This is a genomic window from Parundibacterium terreum, assembly GCF_014636315.1.
GTDB classification, from domain to species: Bacteria; Pseudomonadota; Gammaproteobacteria; order Burkholderiales; family Burkholderiaceae_D; genus Undibacterium; species Undibacterium terreum.
This window is the reverse complement of sequence record NZ_BMED01000001.1, coordinates 1,242,490-1,257,353: the sequence shown is the minus strand read 5'-3', so window position 1 is coordinate 1,257,353 and position 14,864 is coordinate 1,242,490. Positions and strand designations below refer to the sequence as shown.

Genomic DNA, 14,864 nt, shown 5'->3' with positions numbered 1-14,864 from the left:
TATGGGAAGGTTTTTTTAAACGATGGTGCACAAGACTGCGACCGCGTCTGCATGCACGGCAGGGGCGCTCGCCAGGAAATTATCGCTGGCCAGTGTCCATGGCCGTCCATGCGTATCCGTGACGATTGCGCCGGCTTCCGCTGCCAGCAAGGCACCGGCCACCAGCCCGGAACGGACGTTGCTGAACTGCCAGAACGCGTCCATGCTGCCGGCAGCGACATGCAGAAGTTGCGAAGTGGCCGGTACCGAGACGCGTACGACGAGCGCTGCCTCCAGCATGGCAGTCACGGATTGGCCTATGCGGCGGTAAGTCTCCTTACCTTCGCCTGGTTTTGCCTGGCCTGTTGCTACCAGCGCGGTATTTAATGCGGTTTTAACCGAGGCATGCAGGCGGGAGCCGTTCAGCCATGCACCGTGCCCGCGTATCGCTGTGTAGGTCTGCCCGCTCAGAGGCAGGTAAATGGCCGTCAACACTGGGATATTGTCGCGTACCAGGGTTGCGGTCACGCTCCAATCCTCCATCCCGTGAATGTGGTTGATATTGCCTTCGACCGGATCGACTATCCACCATTCTCCGGCGGGCAACATGCCGCCTTCCACCTCATCTTCCGCCCACTGCGCACCCGGCCGGGCCGCTGAAAGCGCGTCGCGTAGGATGTCGAGCGAAGCGGCATCATTGGCGTCCAGCGCTGCGACCAGATTTTCCGCATTGCGCGGGCGGGCGCCGGCAGAGTAGCGTTCCTTCAGGCGCTGGCCGGCAGACTGGATGATCTGTACGACTTGTGCCAGTAATATGCCTTCTTCATTCATGTTTTGCTGAGTTTGCTGAGTATTCGTTGTCATCATTTTTTCCTTTGATTTTTCTTTCATTAAGAAGCTGGATGTCATAATATGAGCTTTAGCTCACATTGAATACTCGCTTTCCAATGGCCTCAAAAAAAACTGAAGATCCATCGCTTACGCCCCGTAAAACGCCGGGCCAGGGGCGCGCGGTCGCCACGGTTGCCGCAATTCTGGAGGCGGCAGCTCGCATTCTTGAGACGGAAGGGCTCGCTGCCTACACCACCAACGCCGTTGCTGCGCTGGCCGGCGTGAGCATAGGCTCGCTGTATCAGTATTTTCCAAGCAAGGATGCGATTACCCGCGCGCTGATCAATAGAGAGGCAGAGCAATTGCTGGAGGATGTCAATTCAATTGAAATCACCAATGACCCGCATGCAGGGCTGGAGCTGCTGATCCGCGCCGCTGTCAAACACCAGTTCAGGCGGCCCGGCCTGGCGCGTTTGCTGGATGTGGAGGAAATTCGCCTGCCGATGAGCGAAGACTACGTGCGCATGGGGCGCGAGATAGCAAAGAAATTTGAGCGCTGCCTGGCGGGTACGGGTATGGTGGCGCGCAAGGACCTGGCAACAACTTCCCGCGATCTGGCTTCCATCGTCAAGGCGCTGGTGGATGCGGCGGGCCAGCGCGGAGAGACAAATGAGCCGGCGCTGGTCGCCAGAGTGAGGAAGGCCGTATTCGGCTATATACTTTATTCTGCCTCACAACATGAAGCTGGTAAGCGATGATCTGAAAGGCGCAAGGTTGGCCGACTGGCGCTACATAGATTTTTCTCGGCGGTGCGGGAAGATGCATCAAAACAATGACTGTATGTGAATGGTGCGCTGGAAGATCTGGTGGAAATGGGGGATATCGCGCGGTAGCAGGGAGCGTGGCGCTTATCAGAAACCTTTCGTTATCTTAAGAGTGAGACCTATGCTTTCAACAAATCGGCTGCAGCGATCAAATCGGCGGTCGTATAGCCTTCGGTAAATTTGCCGACCACAGCTTTTAGTGTCGGGTTGGATGAGTTTAATTTTCCTTGCCGCTTCCATACCCCAGCCAGCGAAACCGCACACCGAAGTTCCCAACCCAGAAAGTGCTGTTCGCTGGCGCTTGATAGCGCAGCCATCAATTGTTCCTCGGCACACTTTTCCGCTTCCAAGCCGCCTTGCATTAATAACAGCACGGCATTCGCACGGCAAAGTTCAACCAGGGATGTTGCATCGCCATTGACTTGGGCACGGGCGATTGCCGGCCGTATCAAGCTCAATCCGTCAGCGATGCGGCCATGCTTGCCCAGGGCGATACTGGTGCCACTCAGAAAAGGGCACAGTGAAATAAAAAACTGCGCATCGCCGATTTCGGAAAGTGCAGGCAGTATGATGTAATCGTAGGCATCCAAATTTCCTTGTTGCAAAGATTCAAGCGCGGCCCACATGCGCGCGCGCGCTTTCCAGGTGGATACGCCATGCTGGCGGGTGGCAGAGGTCAGCGCGGTATTGGCTCTTGCCAGCGCCTCATTGTCTCCGTTCAACAGGGAGATGACGCATACTGCTTCGCTTAATGCGAAGCAAAGTGACGGCAGGTGATCCAGTTCAATTGCCTCATCTTGCGCATCCATGGCGACTTTCATCGCCTGGTCTGGAAAGCCGGAGAGCCATAGAGTTTGCGCGAGAGAAGCATGTGCAAGCATTTTTTCATCATAGAGGAATCGAATTCTATGCTCTATGCTTGCGTTTTTGGGATGGCCGGCCAGCATGCTTTCCAGCGAAGCTCGGGATTTGGCGAGATTGCCAAGGCATAAATGGGTAATTCCCAAAATGCGTTGGCCCACTAAATGGTCCCACTGATGCGAGTCGGCCGAAGAAAGCTCCAGAAAACGATGCGCAAGCTCCAAGGCTGTGCCGTACTGGCCATTCAGATACGAATAGCACCAATAACCCCACACTCCACGCTTCTGGTATTCGAGGTTGCCTATCCTGTCGGCAATGTCTAATGCCAATTTGAAAGCGACGCCTGTCTGCTCCCCACCTGTGCGGTACAGCAGAGCTGCGCCGCGCGCGGCATACAGCTTCATCCGTCGTTCGTCAATGCTGGCGCCCACCGGATCAATCCATGACAGCGCGGTATCGACCCGGGCCAGGCACTCTTCCAGCAGGCCCAATTGCAAAGCCAGAGGCAACCAGGATACCGTCAGATTTACCCCGACATCGACATTGCTGCCGTCACTCAAGGCCCAGGTAACAGCGGCCCGAAAGTCTTCAAGATGATGGGAATAGCGGGTGCGGCATTCAGCGGTCATCCCTTCGCTGGCACTTTCTTCACAGCTTACAAATATGCGTTGGAAATAGGCCGCATGGCGCAGCGAGGCTTCGTTCAGGCCGCCTTCCGCAATGAGTTTTTCCCTAGCGTAGACACGCGTAGTTTCCAGCAGCCGAAATTGCGTGGAGCCCTCATTCAGATCCGGGGAAATGAGCGACTTGCTGACAAGGTTCGCCACGCAGTCAAATACCGAATCTGGATTGATCTCTTGACTGGCTGCGACCGCTTGCGCATCTTCAATGGAAAACCCATTGGCAAATACGCTCAGCCTTCCAAGCACCGTGCGCTCAGCGGGGGGCAGGAGGTCGTAGCTCCAGTCTAGGGTGGCGCGTAGGGTTTGCTGGCGCGGCAGGGCGGTTCTGGCGCCATTCGTCAACAGTTGAAAGCGATCCAGCAAGCGGTCTGCCACGCCTTGCAAGCCAAGAACCGGCACACGCGCGGCCGCTAATTCGAGTGCGAGCGGAATGCCATCCAGGCGTCGGCAAATGCGTATCTTTAGCACAGCGGCCTGCAGCGGGGCTTTCTCCGATTTATAAGCACCCAAACGTGCTTCAAACATCTGTAGCGCGCCATATTGCATCAGCTTGCCCGGATCCGCATTGTCGTCGTGCGGGATTTCCAGCGATGCTACCCGGTATACATATTCTCCATCGGCTCTCAAGGCCTCCCTGCTCGTGGCGATGACCGATGCCAACGGTGCTGAGCGCAATAAACGGTCCACCAGTTCGGCCACCGCATCGATCAAATGCTCGCAATTGTCAATGACCAGGAGCAGCTTCCTGGCGTGCATGGCCGATACGATACGGTCCAGGGAGGCTGTTCCATCCCCCGGAGCCAGTCCCAAGGCAAGGGCTACCGCAACCGGCACAAACTCCGGTGACTTGACCGAGCCTAGCTCCACCAGAAAGACGCCATCCGGGAATCGCTCGGCTATACGGCGTGCAGACTCAATGGCGAGACGTGTTTTGCCGATGCCTCCTGTGCCGACCAAGGTAATGAGTCTATTGAGTAAGGCCAGTTCGGCGATTTCGCCCAAGGCGACTTCCCGCCCGATCAGTTTTGATACGCTCGCAGGCAGGTTCGCAACCGCAGCGTGAGGTGCAGGTAGTGCAGGCTCGGCCGGCCGCATCGATGCCTGAATCGATGCTTGTTCAGGCTGCGCCGGTTTCCTTCGCAGCTCACCAACAAATTGGTATCCCCGGCCTGCTATCGTTCGGATCGCGACCCTGTCTTCCCCCAGAGCCCGGCGCAATAAAGAGATTTGCCCCTCCAGGGTATTTTCCTCAACGATACGGCCAGGCCATACCTGTTCCATGATTTGATCTTTGGTGAGCACCTTGCCTTGTGCGTCCATCAGCGCTATCAAGAGATCGAATGCCCGGTCTCCCACTTCGACAGGCCGGTCATGCCGTGCCAGGCGACGGCGTGCCCGTGCAACGGAGCAATCGCCAAAAATGAGCTCATCGTTTTGGTAGGGGGATGGTGTTTCCGCGGGAGAGGAGAGGGATACGCAAGGCGCCTGCATGTTCGAGTCGATCACTTTTTGCGCTTCTGATTGCAATTTGCATCCCCTTATGGAGCGATTTCGCTGCCCAGCCTCTTGGTGTCAGTTTGGTCTTTTCCTTACCAATCAAAAGCATAGCTTAAGTAATATTAAATTGTCGAAGCGTTGCGCAGTTTATTCAATGGAAAAGCCACAGTTCGACGGCAGCATTTTGCCGTGAGCATAATGATATTAAATTGGCATTGGCTGGCTGCAATGCGAAATTGCACTCCGTCCAGGCTCTAATACCTGGACAGCTTTTGAATCAAGGGGCAGGCCATCTCAACCAGTTGAGCAAATGACGCGTGCTGAAGCTCGCTTACTTCGATCGCATAATCAATGAAGTCTGGGCTATTGGTAATCGATAATTCATGCAGTTCGTTGGATCGCTCCTGATAGATCGATAAACTGATGTACCAGCACACAACGTCTTTGGCGAGGGCAGTTGGCAAATTTCCAATGGCAGGTCCCAGTGCATGAAATATTTGGGCATGTTCCCTGAGGCCGCGAAACGGATGGCTGGGGTAGCTGCGTTGTTGCTTCAAAACCTCAATCTCTATGTTTAGCCTTACCAGGTACTCTTTTTCGATGCGGCCACTGAGCGCGCCAATTTCAGCCCTCAATGCCCTTGCAACGGAGGATCTAGCCGATCCCATTTGAAAGCGCCCCTGTATCCTGTTTGTCACGAACCCGGCCAAGCCGCCGACGAAACCGCCGGCAATTAATCCGTAGAGTTGATTCCAGAATGGGTTCATGATTTTCTCCTTCGACGACGTTCTTACCGGGTGGGAATCTTGTCCTTATTGTTCTTAATGGGCCAAATTGAACCGGTGCTGAAGCGAACCGATTTTTGCGGATGGCAAAGGTCTTCGGCGCGGTACATAGGGAAAGTCTGCGGGCAGGTCTGCAAGTAAGAGGTTTTAATCAACCTCTTGCTGCAATTCACGCCCGCTTTTGGCGATTGCCCTAACTATTTTTTCAAATGCTGCTTGAAAAATTCCGCCGTGCGCGCATTGGCAATTTTGGCGGCGTCTTCGTCAAATTTGGTTCCGCGATGTCTTGCGAACGCATGCGAGCATCCTTCATAGATATGCATTTCAACCTTGGAGTTGTCTTTTACCGCCTCCTTGATCGCGCTCTGTGCTGTTTTTGAAATGTATTCATCTTCCGAGCCGACGTGCATTAACAAGGGATCGGTCAAATTGCCTGCCTCCGACAAGAATTCCTCGGTCCGGCCGCCGTAATACCAGACGCCGGCATCGAAACCGGCGCGTGCCCCGGTCAGGTAAGTCATCAGCCCACCCAGGCAGAAGCCCATCACGCCAACTTTGCCGGTGCCGTTTTTCATGGCGCGCGCAGCGTGCATGGTCGATACGATGTCGGCGACACCTTCGGTCAGGTCATAGGCCTGATATAGCTTCAGGCCTGTCTCCCAGTCGGTCTTATCGGACAACTGCACCTCCGGAATCTGGCGCCAGAAGAGATCAGGGCAAATCGCGATGAAGCCTTCCGCTGCCAACTCGTCCGCGGTCTGGCGCATATCCGGATTCACGCCAAAAATTTCCTGAAGAATAATGACTGCCGGTGCCGGCAGCGATTTCGGATAGGCTACATAGGTTGAGAAGCTGCCGTCCGGAGTGTGGATTTTGAGATCGGTTTCCATTGCAATTCCTTTAAAAAGAGTAAATGACAATGCGGTAGTGCATGGTCTTTCAACGAAAAATTAATCGGCTAAAAACGCCAGCAGGTCTGCGTTTACTGCCTCTGCCAACGTGGTGCAAAGTCCGTGCGGCGCCCCCGGATAAATCTTGAGTGTCGAATTCTTGACCAGCTTGGCCGCAAGCAGGGCAGACTGCGCGATGGGAACGATTTGATCGTCATCGCCGTGGATGAGCAGCGACGGCACATTGAATCGCTTCAAATCTTCGGTGAGGTCGGTTTCAGAAAACGCTTTGATGCATTCATATTCGGCATGGATGTCTCCCAGCATGCCTATGCCCCAGAATGAATCAATCACGCCCTGCTTGATGTCCGCACCCGGCCGGTTGTAGCCATAAAAGCGCAACGCCAATTCTTTGAAGAACTGCGACCGGTCATACATCGTGCTGTGGCGAATTTCGTCGAACACCGATACAGGAAGGCCGCCGGGGTTGCCGGCAGTTTTCAGCATCAGCGGCGGGATAGCACTGATCAGGGCAACTTTTGACACCCGTTTTGTACCGTGGCGGCCAATATACCTTGCGACTTCGCCTCCGCCGGTTGAATGTCCAACGAGCATAACGTCTTTCAAGTTCAGTTCTTCCAACAGAGCGGCCAGGTCATCCGCGTAGGTATCCATGTCATGGCCTGTGGCAGGTAAATCCGACCGGCCATGGCCACGCCTGTCATGTGCAACAACACGATAACCCCTGTGAAGCAAGTACAGCATCTGCGCATCCCATGCATCGGCGTCCAGCGGCCAGCCATGCGAGAACACGACAGGCATGCCTGTGCCCCTATCCTTATAAAATATTCTCGTACCATCCTTAGTGGTAACGTAGTTCATGGCGCGCGCTCCTTGGCGTTGATGAGCGGGGTATCGGCTGCTTGCCGATCCCGAAAACATAGGGCGGCCCGGATTGCGGCAAACGCGGCTACAGCAATGCTGCAATGTGCCAGGCTGCCTATCGTGGAGACGCCGCATGGAGACGCCAATGCGGCACGGCGTTCTCCATGCACGGCGCAAGCCGCACCATCAATCAAAGCTAGGCTTTAAAAAACGCGAGCAAGTCGGCATTGATGACTTCGGCATGCGTAGTCGGCATTCCATGCGGGAAGCCGGGATAGGATTTCAATTGGCCATGCTTGAGCAGTTTCCACGATTTATTGCCGGTGACCTGGAATGGAGCGATCTGATCGTCCTCGCCGTGCATGACCAGCACAGGAACATCAATCATCTTCAGATCTTCCGTGAAGTCGGTTTCCGAGAACACTTCGACGCAATCATAGGCAGCCTTGATGCCGCCCATCATCCCCTGGCGCCACCAGTTATCTCTCACTGCCTGCAGCACTTTGGCTCCGGGCCGGTTGTAGCCGTAGAATGGGATGGTGATATCCTGGTAGAACTGGGATCGGTTATATGCGGTGCCGTTGCGGATACCGTCAAATACTTCCTTCGGCACGCCATCAGGATTTTTGTCGGACTTGATCATGACGGGAGGTATGGCACCAATAATGACGGCTTTTTTGACCAGCCCTTTGCCGTAGCGCGCAACATAGCGGGTAACTTCGCCGCCCCCGGTCGAGTGGCCGACATGAATCGCGTTTTTCAATTTCAGCGCCGCAACAACTTCGGCCACGTCGGCGCAATAGGTATTCATGTTGTTGCCGGTCGATGTTTGGGTGGAGCGGCCGTGGCCGCGGCGGTCATGGGCGACGACCCGGTAGCCGTTGGCAAGGAAAAACATCATCTGGCTGTCCCAGTCGTCCGAGGTCAATGGCCAGCCGTGGTGGAAAAATACCACCTGGCCATCCTTGGGGCCCCAATCCTTGAAAAAGATCTGGACGCCGTCTTTCAGTGTGATAAATCCGCTTTCCATGTTAGTTTCTCCTGAGTGGTGGGTTGACTTCGAGTCTGCCGCATTGGCAGTTCCAGATAAGCTCATTCCTGGCAAGCTCACTGCGGCAACAGCAAGTGCGCCTACGCTGCCACGCAGCAATGAGCGGCGAGATGCAGCGATTTCGGATGAAGATTTATTCGTTTCCATGTCGTACTCCCGTTCGATTGATTGAAAGATCGTGGTCAGGCCTTGGTACATTGCAACTGGAAGGCCAGTGCGTTCACAATATCCCCTCCGGTCAGGCTAGTCCTTGGTCCGACCTGAAAACTTCTGCGAAGATCTGCGACATGTGCGACATGTTGTGAGATGTGTGCGATATGATCTGCAATCCAGCCAAAGACACGAATTTCGTTTCCGGGAGGCATCAATGACGAAAATGCTGAGCCTAGATAAGCCCGCTGCAGGAATCTGGTCCGAATCCAAACGGCAAATATGGGTCGATGTGGCATTGACCATGCTGGTGTCGTCGGCGATCCTGTATGCCGACTTTATGAATGTCATCATCCTGGGGATGCATGAAAAACTGAGCTTTTCGCTGCAGACTGCCGGCGACATTTGTTCTCTCAATTTGCTGGGTACGGCCGTTGGATCACTGGTGGCCGCCATCTTTGCCAGAAAGCTGGTCAATTTCAAGAACTGTGCCTTTTTTACCGTGGCGATAGCACTACTGGATGTGAGTTGCATCTTCGTGACGCATTGGCAGGCCCTGTATGTGCTACGGGGTTTTCATGGCCTGGCTAGTGGCGGGCTGCTGGCTTTTTGCGGCGCGGCACTTTCCCAAAGAAAATCTCCTGAGCGGATCATGGGCGCCTCGCTGGCGATTCAACTAGCGCTTGCGAGCGGCGGCGCTCAATTTCTTCCACGTATCATTCAGGCAGACGGATTGGCGATAGTCTTCATCATCATGAGTGGCTTCGAACTGCTGGCATTGGCTTTGCTGATGTTGAAAGCAGAGTATTTTTCGTCGATACGCGTTATGCGCCACCCGGTAGAGAACGAGAAAAGCGACTTGTCCACTGATGCAAAGCTATTGTTTGGCCTGGCCCTATTTTCCCTGTTTCTTTTTCAGGCTTCGCGCTTCATGGTTGTGGGATTCGGGTTTCAGATCGGGGATCTTTTCTCGTTTAAGCGGCCATTTGTCGGTTCCGTTATCGGTTTCGGAAATTGGCTGTCGGGCGCAGGCGCCTTGATAGCGACCTTATTGCCAAGGAAAACGGGACGTGCTTTACCGCTAATCGTTGCCGGCATTGGAAATTTTTCGGCCAGCATTGCATTGGTGACTTTAGGGCATGATCCGATGATATTTGCCCTTGCTACCTGCGCTTCCGCGCTATTTACGTTTGTAGCACTACCTTATCATTATGGGGTTTGCTTTGCGATTGATAAGACAGGAGCATTGGGGATTTGGACCGCATTTATTTCCAAGATGGGGTTGTCGGTAGGACCTGCGATGGGTGGTTTTTTGATTTCGAAGTACAGCCTCACCGCCGTGTTGTGGCTATCGGCAATCCTGGTATTTACGGCGACCACACTTGCGTGCTGGCCTGGGAGAGTCGCGGATAGATGCACGCAGGGAGAGCATTGAATGGGTCAATAGGGGAGCCAAAAACTTTGCCTTAGCGGTATTCCGGGTTTTATCGGATTTGGTCTTGCTAGCGCTATTTGAATTGCCCTCGCCAGTGCCGGACGCCGGCGAGGGAGCGCGGCCTATGCAGGAATGTCGCGCACGATCTCCGTCAGCTTGCCGCTATTCATCTCGTAGAAGAAGCCGTATAGCTTGACGTGTTTCGGCACAGCAGGGCTATTGCGCAGAAGCTGGACATCGTGCTTCACCGAATCTTCAAAATTCAGGATGGCGCGGCTATCCTTCTCGATAAGCGGAGAGATGTCGGCATGATGGTGGTCGTGGAAATGCTCCACCAGTTGATCGGGCCGGAAGCCGGTCGCACCGCAGAAGGAATGGTGAACCACGATGACATTCTGTACATTGAACAGATATTCCATCGTTGCCACCGACTGCAACGCCGAGAACGCGCGGCCGCCGGCATTGGACACGGCGAACAGGGTCCGTGTATGCCCGATACGGTTGCCCGCCTCATCCAGGACGTTTTCGCCAGGGTAGACCTCGTCAGGGAAGTGGGCTGCAATCGCCTGCGGGATATCGGCGGCGCGAGGATCGAAGCAATGGATCACCATGGTCTTCATCGGGATCGCAAAGTTAAACCCCTCAAAATTTTCCTGGTCAAACCACGGCTGTGTCCTGAATTCAAATTCACTAAATTGTTTCATTCCTTGCTCCTTTATTTACCTGATTTCTCAAAATTTTCTGTTTCGTACGAAACAATTAATACGTTGCAATTTGTACACGACATTTCCGCCAGCATTGCTGCTCAGTTCAAATCAGCTCAGATCAGCTCTCGAAAGGCGCGTCCTCGATCAGGTCGCAGACGTTAGCGCAGTCGAAGCCGTGCACATGGCGGCGCCCGATATCCACCAGGCCTGTTCCCAATGCGTGATGAGGTTTCTTGCGTGTCACTTCAGCAACTGCCGCAGTGAAGGCTTTTTTCATCCCCATGCGCGGGTACAGCGCGAGCGTGTCGTCCACCAGTGACGGCGTGATTTCATCCAGCCGCAGGCCAAAAACATCGACGTGGGCGCCGAAGTGCAATAGAGCAATTTCAGGTGCTTTGCGGTCGGCAATGCCCGCGCTGGAATGCAGTGCGATTGCGTCCCAGACCAGTTCTGCCTTTGTTTTTGAATAACCATTGGCTATCAGAAATTCGCTGGCGGCATCCGCGCCGTCCACTTCAAAGCGCTGATCCGCCGAGTATTCCTCCGTCAACCCCAGGTCGTGCAGCAGCGAGGCAAGGTACAGAGCCTCGCGGTCATATTTCAAGCCGCGCGTCTTGCCGATGAAATCGGAAAACCACCATGAGCGGTGCAAATGATACTGCATGGGCTTGTTGTGGACCTGCCCGACCAGCGTTGCGGCCTTGCGGGTAAGTTCCGAGTCGGGGGCGATAATTCCGGCGATGCTTACGGGTGTGCTCATCATGAGCTCCATCAATGAGTTTGTAACGAGTTCAAATTGTATGCAGCTTCGATTTGGCATATATGACTGTTTTCAGATGATTTGTGCCAAAATGGGATTTTCACTACAGGAGCAAGCGATGAAGGCACGGAAGCGGATTGTTATTCTGGGATTGCCGCCTGTTGACGCGCTGGATGTCATCGGCCCGGCAGAGGTATTCACTTATGCCAACCAACTGAGCGGCACAAAGCCTGAGCCGTATCTGCTTGATCTGGTGAGCGCCGCTCCAAGTCTCTACCTGGAGAGCGAAACTGGCATAGGACTGCATGGACATAAGACCCTGGAGCAGGAGCGTCAATCAGACAAGCCCATGGACACGCTGATCGTGGCAACGGGCTTTGCCGCCATAGATCATCTCGATCCGTCGGCCATCGCATGGATAGCCAAGCGGGCACGCACGGCTAGGCGCGTGTGTTCCATCTGTGTGGGGGCGTTTGCGCTGGCGGGGGCCGGTCTGCTGGATGGGAAAAAGGCAACGACTCACTGGCGCGTGGCGCGCCGGCTCGCAGACAAGTATCCGCTGGTACAGGTGGACCCGGCGCCGATCTGGGTCAAGGATGGCAAGGTTTATACCTCCGCCGGAATCTCCTCCGGCATAGACCTTGCGCTCTCGCTCGTGGCGGAAGACCTGGGTGATGATGCAGCGCTGGAAATTGCAAAAAATCTCGTCCTGTTTCTGAGGCGGCCCGGTGGCCAGGCGCAGTTCAGCGTTTCCCTGCAGTCGCAGCAGACGCCGAGCTCCAGCCTTGATGCTTTGCGCCTGTGGATCAGCGAGCATCTGGATTCCGACCTCACTGTCGAAATGCTGGCAGGCCGGATGGCCTCCAGCGTCAGGACGGTGATACGCATTTTTCAAAGGGAATTGAAGACCACGCCGGCCAGGTATGTCGAGGATGCGCGTCTTGAGGCGGTGAGCAGGGCGCTGGAGCTTGGCGGGCAGTCGCTGGAGGAAATTGCCCGCAAATGCGGCTACCGCAGTGTCGATGTGCTAAGGAAAGCATTTGCCAGACGGGTAGGCGTGAGCCCGAAAGAGTATGTGCAGCGATTTGCGCCGGGTAGTGATCTCGTCTGATTTTTCCCTTGACTTCATTTGGATTATGAATATAATCTAATTATCGACGGCACGGCAGCATCGCAGCAGCATCTAGGAACGAGGACGGTCATGAGGAAATCAAAAATCGAAGCAGCGGAAACGCGGCAGCATATTGTCAGCGTTGCCTCTGAGGAATTCCGGCTCAACGGCATTGCCTCGACCGGCGTCGTGCCCTTGATGTCGAAAGCGGGCCTGACCCATGGTGGGTTTTATAAGCATTTCGAATCGAAGGAGCAGCTTGTTGCCGAAGCTTGCGCACTCGCGGTAGAGGGGCTGGTTGATAAGTTCAATACTGCGTCCGCCGCCGGAGGCGAGCAGGGCTTCAGGGCGATCATAGAGAGTTATCTGTCCGCAGATCACAGTCAAAATCCGGAGCAGGGTTGCCCGCTGGCTGCCATGGGCAGTGAGCTGGTGCGGTCGGACGACTACACGCGCCAGGTGGCCTCGCAAGGGTTTTACGACCTGGTGGGCGTGCTGGCAAAGAGTCTGGGTAATCCGAACTCAGAGAAAGTGCAGTCACAGGCAGTGTTTGCGATGGCAGCGATGGTGGGTGCAGTCACGGTGTCGCGCATCATGTCCGATGAGGCTGCCTCTTTAGCGGTTCTTAATACAGTTCAGCAGCATCTTAGTGTGATGTAAATAGTCCTGGGCATCGAAAGATGTCCATTTTTTTAAATCTATGTGTGCATATGCACATTTAATATCTCTAACAAGGAAACCATCATGAAACAACGTAAATATCTGATCACTGCAGCCACCGGCAAAACCGGTGTGCATACGATTCAACAACTGCTGAAGGGCGGTCACGCTGTCCGCGCGATGGTGCACAGCGAAGACGAGCGCAGCGAAGCATTGCGCCAGGCCGGTGCCGAGATCATCGTCGGCGACCTGCTGGAGCATGACGACGTGCAGCGCGCACTGGACGGGATATCGGCAGCCTATCTGTGCTATCCGGTGCGGCCGGGTTTCATCCAGGCGACTGCCTACTTTGCCGATGCAGCGCAGCGCGCGGGCCTGGACGTGGTGGTCAGCATGTCGCAGATTTCGGCGCGCAATGATTCCGAGAGCCATGCAGCGCGCGACCACTGGATCGCTGAACGCGTACTGGACTGGTCGGGTGTTCCCGCCGTCCACCTGCGTCCGACCCTGTTCTCCGAGTGGCTGACTTTCCCCTGGGTGCGTGACCTGCTGGTGAAAGAGGGCAAAATCGCCATGCCGCTAGCTAACGGACGCCACGCTCCTATCGGCGCGGAAGACCAGGCGCGCTTGATCGCAGCCATCCTGACTCAGCCAGCGGCCCACGTGGGAAAAACCTATCCGCTGTACGGCCCGGTAGAGTTCAGCCAGAAAGAGCTGGCCGAAGAGCTGAGCCGCATACTGGACCGCCACATTGTTTATGAACCTGCCACGCTGGACGAATACCGCGAGCTGTTAGGCACTTACCAGTTGCCGGAATTCCTGATCCAGCATTTCCTGGCGATCGCGGTGGATTACCAAAACGGCATCTTCGCCGGCGTCAACAACATCATCGCCGACGTCACCGGCCAGCCGCCGCAGACCGTCGAGCAGTTCGTCAAGAACAATATCGAAGCCTTCAAATCCTGATCACCAATTCCTACCGGAGCTATATCATGAAAACCAGCGGAAACACGATCTTTATTACAGGCGGTACCTCGGGCATAGGACGCGGACTGGCGGAAGCCTTCCATGCCAGGGGCAACAAGGTGATCATAGGTGGGCGCCGCAAGGCCCTGCTGGATGAAGTCGCGAAAGCGAATCCGGGCATGGAGACCATAGAGGTCGACGTCAATGATGCTGCCCGCATCCAGAGCGTTGCGCAAGAACTGATACGCAAATATCCATCGCTGAACGTCCTTATCAATAACGCAGGCGTGATGCCGTTTGACGATGTCACAGGCCCGCTGGATGATGCGGCCGCAGTAGCGATGATCGCCACCAATCTGCTGGGGCCGGTACGCTTCAGCGGCGCGCTGATAGAGCATCTGAAAAAGCAGCCGGATGCTGTCATCATCAATAACAGTTCGGTTGCCGCTTTCATTCCGATGGCGATGTTCGCGCTGTATTCGGCAACCAAGGCGGCGATACACTCGTACACGCTGTCCCAGCGCTTCGCGCTGCGCGACAGCTCGGTCAGTGTGCTGGAAATCGCACCGCCCTGGGTCGACACCGATCTGGTGTACAAGAGCGGCGACGCCCGCGCGATGCAACTGGAGCCATTCATTGCCGAGGTGATGGCGCTGCTGGAGACGGCGACGGCTGAAGTAGTGGTCGAGGCAGCGAAGCAGTTACGCGAAGGGGCAGGCCCGAACGAGCAAGGCTTCGTCAACTACCTGAACCAGATGTTCATCGACAACCCGCTGCCTGTGCCTTGAT

Annotated in this window: 14 protein-coding genes; 6 read left to right on the top strand and 8 right to left on the bottom strand. The window is 55.2% G+C overall.

Features of this window, described 5'->3' with window-relative positions; translation table 11 throughout:
• Window positions 1-15: 15 nt before the first annotated feature.
• Window positions 16-843, bottom strand: coding sequence for an inositol monophosphatase family protein (locus IEW12_RS05875; RefSeq protein WP_229750939.1), 828 nt, complete (start codon window positions 841-843; stop codon window positions 16-18).
• An 83-nt stretch (window positions 844-926) separates the two neighbouring features.
• Here IEW12_RS05875 and IEW12_RS05870 point away from each other — a divergent pair, with 83 nt between their 5' ends.
• Window positions 927-1,568, top strand: a complete 642-nt coding sequence (locus IEW12_RS05870) for a TetR/AcrR family transcriptional regulator (RefSeq protein ID WP_188565003.1) — start codon at window positions 927-929, stop codon at window positions 1,566-1,568.
• A 185-nt stretch (window positions 1,569-1,753) separates the two neighbouring features.
• On the opposite strand, the gene IEW12_RS05865 is transcribed toward IEW12_RS05870, so the two are convergent.
• The 5 genes from IEW12_RS05865 to IEW12_RS05845 form a co-directional block, all read right to left on the bottom strand.
• Window positions 1,754-4,705 (bottom strand): ATP-binding protein, encoded by a 2,952-nt coding sequence (locus IEW12_RS05865; RefSeq protein WP_188565002.1) that lies wholly within the window; start codon window positions 4,703-4,705, stop codon window positions 1,754-1,756.
• Window positions 4,706-4,929: 224 nt separating this feature from the next.
• Window positions 4,930-5,442 (bottom strand): hypothetical protein, encoded by a 513-nt coding sequence (locus tag IEW12_RS05860; protein ID WP_188565001.1) that lies wholly within the window; start codon window positions 5,440-5,442, stop codon window positions 4,930-4,932.
• Window positions 5,443-5,657: 215 nt separating this feature from the next.
• A complete protein-coding gene (locus IEW12_RS05855) occupies window positions 5,658-6,350 on the bottom strand; it encodes a dienelactone hydrolase family protein (protein WP_188565000.1) in 693 nt (230 codons plus the stop codon).
• Between the two features lie 60 nt (window positions 6,351-6,410).
• A complete protein-coding gene (locus tag IEW12_RS05850; RefSeq protein ID WP_188564999.1) occupies window positions 6,411-7,232 on the bottom strand; it encodes an alpha/beta fold hydrolase in 822 nt (273 codons plus the stop codon).
• 199 nt (window positions 7,233-7,431) lie between these two features.
• On the bottom strand, window positions 7,432-8,433 hold the full coding sequence (locus IEW12_RS05845) for an alpha/beta fold hydrolase (RefSeq protein ID WP_188564998.1): 1,002 nt from the start codon (window positions 8,431-8,433) through the stop codon (window positions 7,432-7,434).
• A gap of 220 nt (window positions 8,434-8,653) precedes the next feature.
• Here IEW12_RS05845 and IEW12_RS05840 point away from each other — a divergent pair, with 220 nt between their 5' ends.
• Window positions 8,654-9,871 (top strand): MFS transporter, encoded by a 1,218-nt coding sequence (locus IEW12_RS05840; protein ID WP_188564997.1) that lies wholly within the window; start codon window positions 8,654-8,656, stop codon window positions 9,869-9,871.
• A gap of 122 nt (window positions 9,872-9,993) precedes the next feature.
• Here the strand turns inward: IEW12_RS05840 and IEW12_RS05835 are convergent, their stop codons facing one another.
• On the bottom strand, window positions 9,994-10,575 hold the full coding sequence (locus tag IEW12_RS05835; protein ID WP_188564996.1) for a carbonic anhydrase: 582 nt from the start codon (window positions 10,573-10,575) through the stop codon (window positions 9,994-9,996).
• 121 nt (window positions 10,576-10,696) lie between these two features.
• Window positions 10,697-11,338: an HD domain-containing protein gene (locus IEW12_RS05830; protein WP_188565678.1), complete on the bottom strand. Its 642-nt coding sequence runs from the start codon at window positions 11,336-11,338 to the stop codon at window positions 10,697-10,699.
• A gap of 118 nt (window positions 11,339-11,456) precedes the next feature.
• Between IEW12_RS05830 and IEW12_RS05825 the strand changes: the two genes are divergently transcribed.
• From IEW12_RS05825 to IEW12_RS05810, 4 genes are all read left to right on the top strand, one after another.
• Entirely contained in the window at window positions 11,457-12,449 is a 993-nt protein-coding gene (locus tag IEW12_RS05825; RefSeq protein WP_229750938.1) for a GlxA family transcriptional regulator, read from the top strand.
• A gap of 90 nt (window positions 12,450-12,539) precedes the next feature.
• Window positions 12,540-13,109 carry a TetR/AcrR family transcriptional regulator gene (locus IEW12_RS05820; protein WP_188564994.1) on the top strand — a complete coding sequence of 190 codons (570 nt, stop codon included), beginning with the start codon at window positions 12,540-12,542 and terminating at the stop codon, window positions 13,107-13,109.
• A gap of 84 nt (window positions 13,110-13,193) precedes the next feature.
• Window positions 13,194-14,075 (top strand): NAD(P)H-binding protein, encoded by an 882-nt coding sequence (locus IEW12_RS05815; protein ID WP_188564993.1) that lies wholly within the window; start codon window positions 13,194-13,196, stop codon window positions 14,073-14,075.
• Between the two features lie 26 nt (window positions 14,076-14,101).
• Complete coding sequence (locus IEW12_RS05810; protein WP_188564992.1) at window positions 14,102-14,863, top strand: SDR family oxidoreductase; 762 nt, start codon at window positions 14,102-14,104, stop codon at window positions 14,861-14,863.
• Window position 14,864: the final 1 nt, after the last annotated feature.